The following is an 11521-nucleotide window of genomic DNA, read 5'->3' on the forward strand; positions in this document are numbered from 1 at the left end:
TGGTCTTAATCTCCTCGAAGTTATTACTGATGCTTTAGAAGGTAATGTCTCTGTTTTCCTTTCCTCTATTACTACTAGCTAGGCAGTTACAAAAATTATCTGTAATAGATATTCGTTTATTGCCTTATCCAACTCAATTAATTTTTATATCTGAATATTTTAGACTAAATCCAGAACCGACACTCGAACAATGTAAAGCCTTAGAAAATTGGTTTTGGGTAACAACCTATTCAAATTACTTCACAGTTTATTCTATAAGTCAGCAAAGAAGTGCTTATCAAGTATTCTGTGATTTTGCAATAGGAGAACATCCTGATGGAATTTATAAAGTGAATAACGAAGTGTCTTTCAGTACAGCTAAGTATCCAGATAAATTAAATTTTACTGGTGTAAGACCAAAGGCATTGCAATTATTTTATTTAAATTCAATAATTGAAGATAATGAGATTCAAGATAGAGAAGGGATAAAAGAAATTTTTATTTCTTCCAAAAAAGATAGAAATCCAGCTAATATTATTCTGAGATTATCTTCTGAGTTCGAGGAAAAGCAGGATAAAAAACAAATTAAAAATTTTATTGAAACTTCTTCAATTAAACTTTTAAATAAGCATTTCATTACACAAGAGATGGTTTATTTATATAAACAAGATATAGTAGATCGTTTTATTCCCACAAGAGAGAGTTATTTGAAATTAAAAGAAAAGGAGTTTGTAGAAAACATTGGAATTATATATACAGATTAAATTACCCACCTCTGCCTCATTGTTGTTATCTGGGTTCGGTTTTTTTCTGACCACGAGTCACTAAGTACATTATTTGAAGCTAAACCGAATAACCAAATTAACACCACACCTGCGGCAATTCGACGCAAACGGAAAACTAACTCACCAAAATCTTTATCTGATGTCAACAAAATTGCACTTTCATTATTAGCCAAGTTCAAAACTTCATCGTCAGGAATCCCTGGTTGCATTTCCACAACATACACAACTTCGTGACCATCTAGCCGCAGACGTTAAACGATTTGCCAATCTAAATTTTCGTATCCTAAAAACTTTAAGAAGCTTTCTCAATCGTTGGGTAAACCACATCATAACGCAAAGCTTGAGCCGCAAATGCCAAAGCTGCTTTAATTCCTTGATTGCTAAGTCGCAGATGCGCTTCGAGTATTTGCTGAGGTGTTTCACCCGCAGCAAGCTTTTTGAGAATTAATTCAACTGTAATACGAGTTCCTGAAATGACAGGTTTGCCCATCATTATTTTTGGATCGGATACAATTTTTTGCATTAGTTAGGATTATTTGGATAGATGATTAATATATATAACGCCTTTCAACATTCTTCTCCATCACCTACCAGAACACAAGGCCCGATCGCTATTCATTACTTTCTGATTAGTCTGCAAATAATCATGTAGCAAATGGCAACCCTGCGTGAGTAAATTTTCGAGTTGAATATCTGCCAAATTCTGGAAAATTACTGTGCCATTACCACTACCCGCAGCCAAAGTCTTGCCGTCAGGGCTAAAACTGACGCTGGTTAACTCTTGCTTATCACCTTTCAAAGCAATCAACAACGTCCCTTCGCGGTTCCAAATTCTCACTTTGTCATCACTGCTAGCTGCCAGAGTCTTGCCATCGGGGCTAAAACTCACACTTATAAAACTATCGCCATCTCCTGTGAGAGTATTTAGCAAATCACCATCCCTGCTCCAAATCTTCACCGTGCTATCAATACTAACTGAAGCGATCGCCTGACTATCGGGCGACCAAGCAACCCCATTTACCCGGCGACTATGACCAGTTAATGTGTATAGCAATTTACCATCTATACTCCAGATTTTCACTGTTTTGTCATCACTGGCTGAGGCTAGTAACTTGCCATCTGGGCTAAAACTTACCCAATTTACCGCATCTTGATGACCCTGCAAGGTGTTGAGCAGTTTACCGTTGCGACTCCAAAGCTTTACTGTTTTATCTTTACTGGCCGAGGCAATCACCTGACCATTAGGTGACCAAGCTACACTCAAGATGGTATTATTATGACCCTGTAAGGTGTTGAGCAGTTTACCGTCAAGACTCCAAAGCTTCACTGTTTTATCTTTACTAGCCGAAGCGATCGCCTGGCCATCGGGGCTGAAACTGACTCCCCAAACTTCACCCTCATGCCCCGTGAATGTACGGAGTATTTTCCCGTCTCGACTGAAAAGTTTTATAGTTTTGTCTCGACTCGCTGCTGCTAAGGTGCGACCATCAGGGCTAAAACTGATGCTAGTTACCCAGTCATCATTATCGGCTTTGGGCTTTCGCAGTAACACATCGTCCCAATGCCAGAGTTTAATAGTTTTGTCCCGACTTGCAGAAGCTAGGGTGCGACCGTCTGGGCTGAAACTGACACTGTTAACCCAATTATTATGTCCCTTCAGCGTTCCCAGCAGCACACCTTCAGAACTCCAAAGTTTGATTGTCTCGTCGGTACTTGCGGAAGCGATCGTGTTACCATCGCGGCTAAAACTGACGCTGGTAACTCCAGCACTATGCCCTGATAAGGTTCTCAGTAGTTTACCCTCCAGATTCCACAGTTTGATTGTCTGGTCTAAACTAGCAGAAGCGATCACTTTTCCATCGGGTGACCAAGCTACACTTTTGACTGCATCATCATGTAAGAGCAAGGTTTTAAGCAGCTTACCATCACGACTCCACAATTTTACTGTCTTATCAGCACTCGCGGAAGCAATGATCTGTCCATCAGGTGACCAAGCGATACTCAAGACTGCACCATTATGTCCCTGCAAAGTTTTAAGCAGCTTGTTATCCCGACTCCACAGTTTTACTGTTTTGTCGCTACTCGCCGAGGCAATAATCTGACCATCTGGGCTAAAACTGACACTATTCACCACACCCTGATGCCCGAATAAGGTAGCAAGCAGTTGACCCTCTCGACTCCACAGTTTCACCGTCTTGTCTTGACTGGCGGAAGCTACGATTTGACCATCGGGGCTGAAACCGACGCTATTAACTACATCTTCATGCCCCGACAAGGTTTTGACCAAGCTACCATCAGGACGCCAGAGTTTGATTGTAGTATCGGCACTGGCTGAGGCAATTAAAGAGCGATCGGGGCTAAATGTAGCACTATTTACCCCAGATATATGCCCCTCCAAGCGGTTATATTCTCTTAACCCAGAAACTGCTTGATAAAGCACCGTCTGTACTTCCTCTCTTGTATAGGAATCTACCCAGACTGTTTGTTGTAATTTTCTCCCCGCTTTTAAACCTTCCTTTAAGGCATCAATACCTTTTTGGGAGGCAAAGAGGGCATCACTTGATGCACTGAGGGTTTTAATTTCGCTATCTATTGCTGTGACTATAGAAACACTTAATCCCAATATAGCGAGAACACAAGCAGTCAGTGCGATTTTCAACGAACGATTTAATTGAGCTTCACTGAGCCTTTGTTTCTTTTGACTTTCTGCTAGTTGAGATGTTAATTCTTTTTCTTTAAGTTCAGCTCGCAACTGCTCAATTTCTAACTGACTCAATTCTTCCCGCTTGTGTAACTCCCGCAATTCTGTTAATAAGTCCAAACCCTGTTGGGGATGAGTATCTACTAATTTGGAGCGCTGCTTATTTTGGCTAAGTTCGCTTTTAAGTCGCTCAATCTCAGCTTGACTCTGTTCTACTTTATAGCGCAACTGATTAAGTTGTACCTGTAAGCTCGATTCCTGTTGTTGTAGGTAGCGAATCAAGTCTACTAAATAATCGTGAATCAGTTGATAACGTTCTGGGACATCAGGGAATAGGACTACTAACCCGGAGCTAACTAAAATTTCTAATACTAACTCTAATTTGCCAGCATCTTCTACTTCTGCTAACTGCGCCGCTAACTCAGCACGAGTTTTAAAAGGTCGGTTGTTACTTCCATCTGTTAATAAGTATAATACCAGTAAGGCGGCTCGTTCATTTTCTGGACCGCAGTCTTTAATTAGTTCCTTAATATATCGCTCAATAAGTTTGTTGGGTCTATATGGCTGATATTCTTCTAATGTAGTAATCCGCTCATCTTGGATTTGCGCTCCGACAACTTGCAATTCAATGGGGCGAACTTCACCAAATTCTGTTGATAAATCTTCGATTAAGGCATCAATTAAAGCCGGCTCTAAATTAAACTGCGATCGCTCTGTCAATTTTTGGATAATCGCTTTCGCATATTCTGGTGAAAAATTGTTTAACTGGTAGCGAATATGCTTGTCGAGAATATTGTTATTAATCGCTTCCAATGCGGAAAGATGTTTAAAGTCTAATAACCGATGTAAATAATCTTCTCGCAAAGAAAGGATAACTTTCACAAAGGGTATATTCAGGCAGTCGCTAATAAATTTATCAAATTCTTGCTTTGAAATGCGATCGCTATTACCAAAGAAAAATTCTTCAAACTGGTCAAAAATTAAAACTGTGATCAGATGGTTATCAGCATTTTCTTGGAGTTGTTGTAAAATTCTCACGATGGTGATCGGTGTGCCAGAGTAGCGCAAAGCTTCCGGTTCAATGGCTACTTCTAACTTAATATCAGCGTAGATGGCAAGGGATGCATCACTAGACATCGCCTCACTTAAAGATTTTCCTAGTTCCCGCGCCCAATCGGTATAAACTTGCAGCACCACAGGCACAGCTATTTGATCGCCAATAGCTCGATTTTGTAGTGCTGGAACTAAACCCGCAGTTACAATAGAACTCTTACCCACCCCTGATTGACCGTGAATCACCGTCAATTTTTTATCGGCGCGGCTAATTCTGCCAATTAAGTTATCAATATCACGCTCCCGACCAGAAGCAGCAATTTCTAAAGCAACGGTGCTACTCCCAGAAGATGACATCAATGCTGGATTTGTCGCCTGTCTTTGCGGTTGCAAGCGCCCTGCACCGATAAAAGCCCGAAAACCATACTGCTGCTCAATAGAACGCCGTTTTTGTCGAATGTAATAGGCTTCCAGATAGCGACCTTCTTCAAAGTAAAGCGATCGCAGTCTCCGCAATAAGCGAATATAACGATGGGCATCGTATTGATGGGCACTGCTTTCTAAGGCTGCTGGCAGTTCTTTTGTCGCTTTGTCCAGGTATTCACGAGCTACTTCTAGCTCACCTAAATTTCGCTGTGCTTTTGCTAAAACTAAATAGTAAATTTGCCCCAATAATAATGGAAATAAGCAGTTATAAGGGTTATTATGCTTTTGCGCTTCAGCTAATTTCAGCAGTGATACGTGTGCTAATATACTCGCCTGTACCCAGCGCGACTGCTGCACAGCCACTTGCGCCAGAAAACCGTAGTCACAAGCTAATTGGATTTGACTACCATAAGTTTGATGCAACTCCAAAGACTTTTGAGCAACCGTCTGCAATTCTTCCCACTCTTGTAGATACTGCAAAACCTCTGCAAGTTTACCAATAAATCCAGCAACTATGTCTGAACGCCCAGCCACCTGCAAGATATTCAAGCACTGCTGAAAAGAAGATTTAGCTGTGTACCAATGGCGGCGGTTTTCTATTTGATTTTGCTCTGCGAAACGGCAATAACACAGCCCAATATAAAACAGCAAGACTCCCTGTCGTAGAAGTAGGGGAGATGGGGGAGATGGAGGATATGGCGAAGAAAATACTTCTTCATCGCCCCTTCCTCCCCCTGTTCCCTCATCCCCTTTCTCCACCAACTTTTGCCAAACTTGCAAGCTTTGCTGAAAATGGTTTAAAGCTGTATTGATGCGATCGCTAATATAATTATCTAAACCAAAAACAAATTCTAAACTAGCGTGTAATTCTGGCTCTAAGGTAATACCCCGATTGTGCAACTCTCTAATGGCAAACTGAAGTTCATAGCTATGTTCCCAGACTTGCTCTACAGTGGAATAATGCTTTACAACTTCAGGAGGTTGATGTTGGAAAGCATTCTGACTTTTCACAGGATTTGGAAAACTTCTCTCCTGCTTTTTGAGAGGCTTTGAATTCTCCTCCAATCCTCCAAGGTTTGGCGTTAGCTTTTCCACATCACCTGAATTATCAGGTGGTGTATTTGGTAACACCGTGGCAAACAAAGAGTCAGTTTCCTGTTGCAAAAATTGCAGCAATGACTGAGTTCTCATTCCAAACTGAATTGGTGTAGCCGCCCAACTAGCGAAATCTGGTGCTAAACGCACCACCTTTTGCAATACTTCCTCATTCACCCATAAAATCATCGGAAATGGGTGGCGTTTGCGAAATTCATCACGAATATGATTGATCGACCTAAGTAGATCATCGAGTCCATCTACTGACTCTAAACCCAATATCATCAATGCCGATGGCGGATTATTTTCGGTTAGCAGTTGTAAATGAATACTTGTGTAAAGGCTTCTAGCATTATGCGGCAGAACTACCTTTTGAATTTGGTGTCCTCCTGAAGAGAGTTCTTCGAGTCGTTGCAACATTTGCTCTTGCAAAACTCGATAGTTGCAGCACACCAAAACCAGGGAGAATTGACCCTTAGAAAGGTCAATTGCTCTTTTCAAACTGCGTAAGGCCCGCTCGTTAGCTGCTCTTATATCTGCTTGTGGGTGTCGTTCAACCATGATTTAAATTTTTCCGTCTCTGCTAAAACTGGGTTGACGGCAAACCAAGCTCCTTGATGATCGCGGTATTCAAATACAAATAAACTTCGTAAGAGAATGTGGTATTCTATATCACCTCTAACTCTCTGCTGTTGCACTACCTGAAAGATTAGTTCCCACTCATGGGGGTCGATGGCATTGGCTCGGTAATCGCGCTGTCTTTGAATCACTAATTCGACACACTCCCGATCAAAGGGTGGATCTTGTTCTCGCAGACAGTCAAACAATAACCCTAGCAAGTCGCGGACATGACCACCACTAATCAGGCACAACCGATCTAAGGTTTCCAGATTATCAAACACCTCTGTAATTAAGCTTAACCGATCGCTAGCCAAGATGTCTGGAAAAGCTCTAGCTAGAACCATTTGCCGCAACATCGTTAGCCCTTGAAGGAAAATCTCCCCAGAGCGCAGACGTACAGGTATCATCGGTAACACTTTTGGAGCGACTCCACCCCCCAAACGATGCTGAAGTTCGGCGCTATCGTTAGAGAAAGTCAGTGCTAAGGGAATAGTGTAGACTACATGACAATTCAGTTTGCGTAACTGTTCACCGCGCTGAATAAATAAATATTCTGGTAGCGATCGCCCCGATGGTAAAGGTCGAATTGCGACTCTATCTAGGTTATCAACAATGACCACCAGTCCTTTTTTACCCCTGGCTTTCAGTTCCTTGTTGGCACGTTCTAGCAATTCTTGATTAATTGACTGTAAAATATTTGCAGTTCTCGGTTCGAGGTAATCTCTTAACCGTCGCCGCAATTGCGGACTTTCTTTAGTTTTAGCTGTAATTTTGGCAATTCCCACAGACAACTCTGCTTCTACCCCAAGGTCAATTGGCGTCTGCAAGAAATCCACAAGTTCACCAAACAACTTGCTAAAGTAGGTAGGTTTGAGCCTAATTTTCATTGCTTCTAGGCTTTCACTCACTTGGCCTGCGATCGCCAAGAGAATATCAGTCACATCCACATCTGCCATTTCTAAGACATGGGTAGACTCAAAGTAAACTACATGAAATTGCTGCACTTCTAATTCAGCTTTGAGCCGCAACAACTCCGTTGATTTTCCACATCCGAGATGTCCTGTAAATAGCTGACAAGTTGGTACATCCGGCGATATTCGAGTGATCGTGCGCTGCAAAGCCTCAATGATTTTACCACCCCGCACCGCAGCAAAATCGATATAGTACCTGCGATCGCTGGCATTTCCTATGATTAAAGGTCTGCTCGGATTGCAAGCCTGATAAAATCTTTCCAAATCTAGGAGCATAACTAATCGAGTTCACTCAGGAATGGGGATGACAAAATCTGCTGAATAATAAATATATTGGTTGTAGGGAATTTATCCCTTAATTTAAGTACATCTCACTCAAACTACTAACTAAACTAGCAGCATTCCGGTTAATTGTTCATATACAGCAGGAGTCAGGAGTAAAACAGGCTTTCTATATGGCTTTGAGAGCTAGTACACTGTGGCGTCAGTTTGCCTATGTTTAACAACGGGATTTTGCCCGTTGCTTGGTTAATCAGATGGTAGCTAAATTTTTGCCAAGCTGTACCAGTTTGTGTACTACACCAATTTGAAATCTGCTGTATATAGGTTGGATGTAACACATGGCAATGCTAATATTTTATTTTAAGTAAGCAAAAATACTACTATAAGTATAACTAGCTTATATTGCCAATATTTAATAAGGTACTCTTATGAATATTAAAAATATCCAACACAAAAAAAGGTACTATTGAGTACAATTTTGAAGTTTTTTTGAATATAGAGTTCTGTTACAGCAATTTTCAAGTAATTAAACCGTACTGTGGTGGCTCTTTGACTAAATTCTATATCTCGTTCCTACATAATATTGGTGACGAAAGTCATGATTTTGTTGATGAAACTCATAACGTTGTTCATGAAAATCACGATTTTGTTGATGAAATTCATAACGTTGTTCATGAAAATCACGATTTTGTTCACGACAGCTTCTGCATTTAAGGTGACCACCCCTGAAGTAGTAAGAATCGGTGAACTGAGAAGGAAATAATCTACAACCCCATTAAGTATAAAATTATCTTGTCATGCAGCTTGTCAGGCAAAATATGCTTCAGCACAGATCCGATTTTGGCATCTTGTCCAATGAGATAGCGTGTCTTGGGTTGTTTTGCAGTTAGCGCCTGGACAACAACCTGAGCGACAATATCCGCAGAAATTCCCCCAGATGCGATAACCTGCATTTTCTTGCGGACAATATTCATCGCCTTACCGTAAAGATTTTGTGCAGATTGTGGTAGACCCTGCTGTGCTATTTCAGATTGACTTAGGGACTTTTCCCAGATTGGGGTAGCGATCGCACCAGGTTCAATAATTGAAACCGAGATTCCCCAAGGACGTAACTCCATCCGCATGACATCAGTAAGTGCAACGAGCGCAAATTTGGAAGCATTGTAAGCTCCCAGGAACGGCGTAGGACTTCTACCAGCAATGGAACCCATATTGACAATTCGACCCCGACTTTGGCGTAAGAGAGGAAGAAATGCTTGCGTTACTGCTAATTGTCCGGTGACATTAACCTGCATCTGGTATTGAAATTCTGCGATCGGTAATAATTCTAAGGGGCCAGGGACAGCAATTCCGGCATTATTCACTAAACCTAAAATTCCCGCACCACCGACTGCATTTGTTACTTGATCAACCGCAGATGCGATCGATTCAGCGTCAGTAACATCTAAAAAAATTGGAATGAGCCTTTGTGACCCTTTCTGTTTAAGTGTTTGAGCATCAATATCTTGACGCACCGCAGCAAAAACAGAGAAGCCTAACAAGTCTAAAAGCAAAGCACACGCCTGACCAATTCCTGTTGATGCTCCTGTAACCACTACTGTCCCTTGATTTTCTACAACCATTAATTTCCTATTTTGATGATGGGACTGCTGTAATTACAAATTACGAATTACAAGTTACGTAGCTTGCTTCTCACCGGAGGTGAGTATTACAAATTACGAATTAGTATCAATCTTTGCAAGTACCAGCCCGAAGGCAATCTTCGGTTTGGTCATCTCTAGCTGATATTTGCCACGGCAATATGCGTGACTGAGCATTTGTACTGTAAACAATTAGAGCAGGTATTATGGGAAACTGGTCTTTGACAATTGGCAAGTCACTGCTACAAGTATTGCCTAGCTCAACATTGTATAAATAAACAGGCAATGCCATTAGGGCAATGCAAATTGTCCGGTTCATAACCAACCTCAGCTAAAAATTTCCGATTGCGCTATGTATGTATAGATGCCACCTTGATGAACCGGATTTTTAAAACTGAGTATTATATTATATTGATGTTGTGTGAATTTACCCAGCGCTACTAGCTGCAGAGACGTAATTTATAAATTATCGGTTCCACCCTTTTTTTAGGTTAGGCATTGCCTACAAGATGGCTTACTACTAACTTATGCAGATGCAACCCCAAAAAACAGGATAAAAAACCCATAGCACCCAAAAACATATCTTGGTAGCTGCATTCCCCGGATAAAATAATGAAGAGGGCTGAGTTAAAAGACCGTTCACAAAGGACAGGACATATATCAAGTGCATAAGTACTAATTATAAGTTAGTTCCGAGTTCCAAGTGCTAAGTGAAAAATCTTGCTCATTACTCAGCACGGGCTAAACCATAGCTATCCGCTAACAGCACGGGCTAAACGCCCAACAGCACTCAGTTACAAATGTTGCCTACTAGCTAACCCATGACGCCTTCACAAGATGTAGATAGTGTAAACCTTCCCAACATCGACCCAGAAGAATATGGCAACTCAGACACTGATCCTCTTGATGAGTTGCCAGGTGAAGTCGAAATGTCCCTTTTCGACCACCTAGAAGAGTTGCGACAGCGCATTTTTTATTCGCTGATTGCCGTAGCAGTGGGTATTATTGGCTGTTTCTTTGCCGTTAAGCCGATTGTTCAGCTACTTGAGGTTCCAGCACAAGGAGTAAAATTTCTCCAACTCGCACCGGGAGAATATTTCTTTGTCTCTCTCAAAGTTGCAGCCTATACTGGCTTCGTACTCACTAGTCCTTTCATTCTTTACCAGATTATCCAGTTTGTGCTTCCAGGAATGACTCGCCGCGAACGCCGTTTACTGGGGCCTGTGGTTTTGGGTTCGAGTGTGCTGTTTGGGGCTGGGTTAGTATTTGCCTATTTACTGCTTATCCCCGCAGCTTTGAAATTTTTCATCAGCTACGGAGCAGATGTAGTTGAACAACTTTGGTCAATTGATAAATATTTTGAATTTGTGCTGCTACTGTTATTCAGCACTGGTTTAGCATTTCAAATTCCCATTATCCAATTGTTGCTTGGCAATTTAAATATCGTCTCCTCTAAACGGATGGTTTCTGGTTGGCGTTACGTGATTATGGGAGCAGTGGTTTTAGGAGCCGTCCTTACACCTTCTACTGACCCCCTAACTCAAAGTCTTTTAGCAGGAGCAGTTTTAGGGCTTTACTTCGGTGGTGTTGGACTGGTTAAGCTCACAGGTAAATAATGCGATCGCATTGCTTCAATTCCAAATTCAAAAAAATCTCAACTTAGTTGATGAGTACAGTTAGTAAGATCCTAACCACTATTTCCAACTCTTCAGTAACACGATACAGGTTGATTCCTTGCTCAATATACTGTGTCTGCCGATATAACTTGCCAAATTGCCAAACATTACCTGTTGTTACTGCTCCTAATATTTCTGTTTAAGTAAAATTAGTCCACCTGTCAAGGGTCGTGACAAAATAATTATTAATTCAGAATTTATCGTAACTGCCTAGCTAGTAGTAATAGAGGAAAGGAAAACAGAGACATTACCTTCTAAAGCATCAGTAATAACTTCGAGGAGATTAAGACCA

Annotated in this window: 8 protein-coding genes; 2 read left to right on the top strand and 6 right to left on the bottom strand. The window is 41.3% G+C overall.

Translation table 11 applies throughout. The features are described 5' to 3' along the window. Positions 1–44 precede the first annotated feature (44 nt). A complete protein-coding gene (locus V7K21_RS06295; RefSeq protein WP_335172530.1) occupies positions 45–743 on the top strand; it encodes a hypothetical protein in 699 nt (232 codons plus the stop codon). Here the strand turns inward: V7K21_RS06295 and V7K21_RS06300 are convergent. The 6 genes from V7K21_RS06300 to V7K21_RS06325 all read right to left on the bottom strand — a co-directional run bounded on the left by V7K21_RS06300 (position 740) and on the right by V7K21_RS06325 (position 9872). Further along, the gene (locus V7K21_RS06300) at positions 740–1012 is read right to left on the bottom strand and encodes a DUF5615 family PIN-like protein (RefSeq protein ID WP_335172542.1); all 273 of its coding nucleotides are present in this window, start codon (positions 1010–1012) and stop codon (positions 740–742) included. The genes V7K21_RS06295 and V7K21_RS06300 overlap by 4 nt on opposite strands. 44 nt (positions 1013–1056) lie before the next feature. After that, positions 1057–1287, bottom strand: a complete 231-nt coding sequence (locus V7K21_RS06305; protein WP_335134228.1) for a DUF433 domain-containing protein — start codon at positions 1285–1287, stop codon at positions 1057–1059. Positions 1288–1347: 60 nt separating this feature from the next. Next, positions 1348–6600: an nSTAND1 domain-containing NTPase gene (locus tag V7K21_RS06310; RefSeq protein WP_335172532.1), complete on the bottom strand. Its 5253-nt coding sequence runs from the start codon at positions 6598–6600 to the stop codon at positions 1348–1350. After that, a complete protein-coding gene (locus tag V7K21_RS06315; RefSeq protein ID WP_335172534.1) occupies positions 6570–7907 on the bottom strand; it encodes a P-loop NTPase fold protein in 1338 nt (445 codons plus the stop codon). Before V7K21_RS06315 ends, V7K21_RS06310 begins: the two co-directional genes overlap by 31 nt. A gap of 770 nt (positions 7908–8677) precedes the next feature. Next, the gene (locus tag V7K21_RS06320; protein WP_335172536.1) at positions 8678–9535 is read right to left on the bottom strand and encodes an SDR family oxidoreductase; all 858 of its coding nucleotides are present in this window, start codon (positions 9533–9535) and stop codon (positions 8678–8680) included. Between the two features lie 106 nt (positions 9536–9641). Then, on the bottom strand, positions 9642–9872 hold the full coding sequence (locus V7K21_RS06325; RefSeq protein WP_335172538.1) for a hypothetical protein: 231 nt from the start codon (positions 9870–9872) through the stop codon (positions 9642–9644). 502 nt (positions 9873–10374) lie between these two features. Between V7K21_RS06325 and tatC the strand changes: the two genes are divergently transcribed. Beyond that, positions 10375–11169 carry a twin-arginine translocase subunit TatC gene (gene tatC, locus V7K21_RS06330; RefSeq protein ID WP_335172540.1) on the top strand — a complete coding sequence of 265 codons (795 nt, stop codon included), beginning with the start codon at positions 10375–10377 and terminating at the stop codon, positions 11167–11169. The last annotated feature ends 352 nt before the right edge of the window (positions 11170–11521 follow it).

It is taken from the genome of Nostoc sp., from assembly GCF_036919595.1.
In the GTDB taxonomy this organism is placed as follows: domain Bacteria; phylum Cyanobacteriota; class Cyanobacteriia; order Cyanobacteriales; family Nostocaceae; genus Nostoc.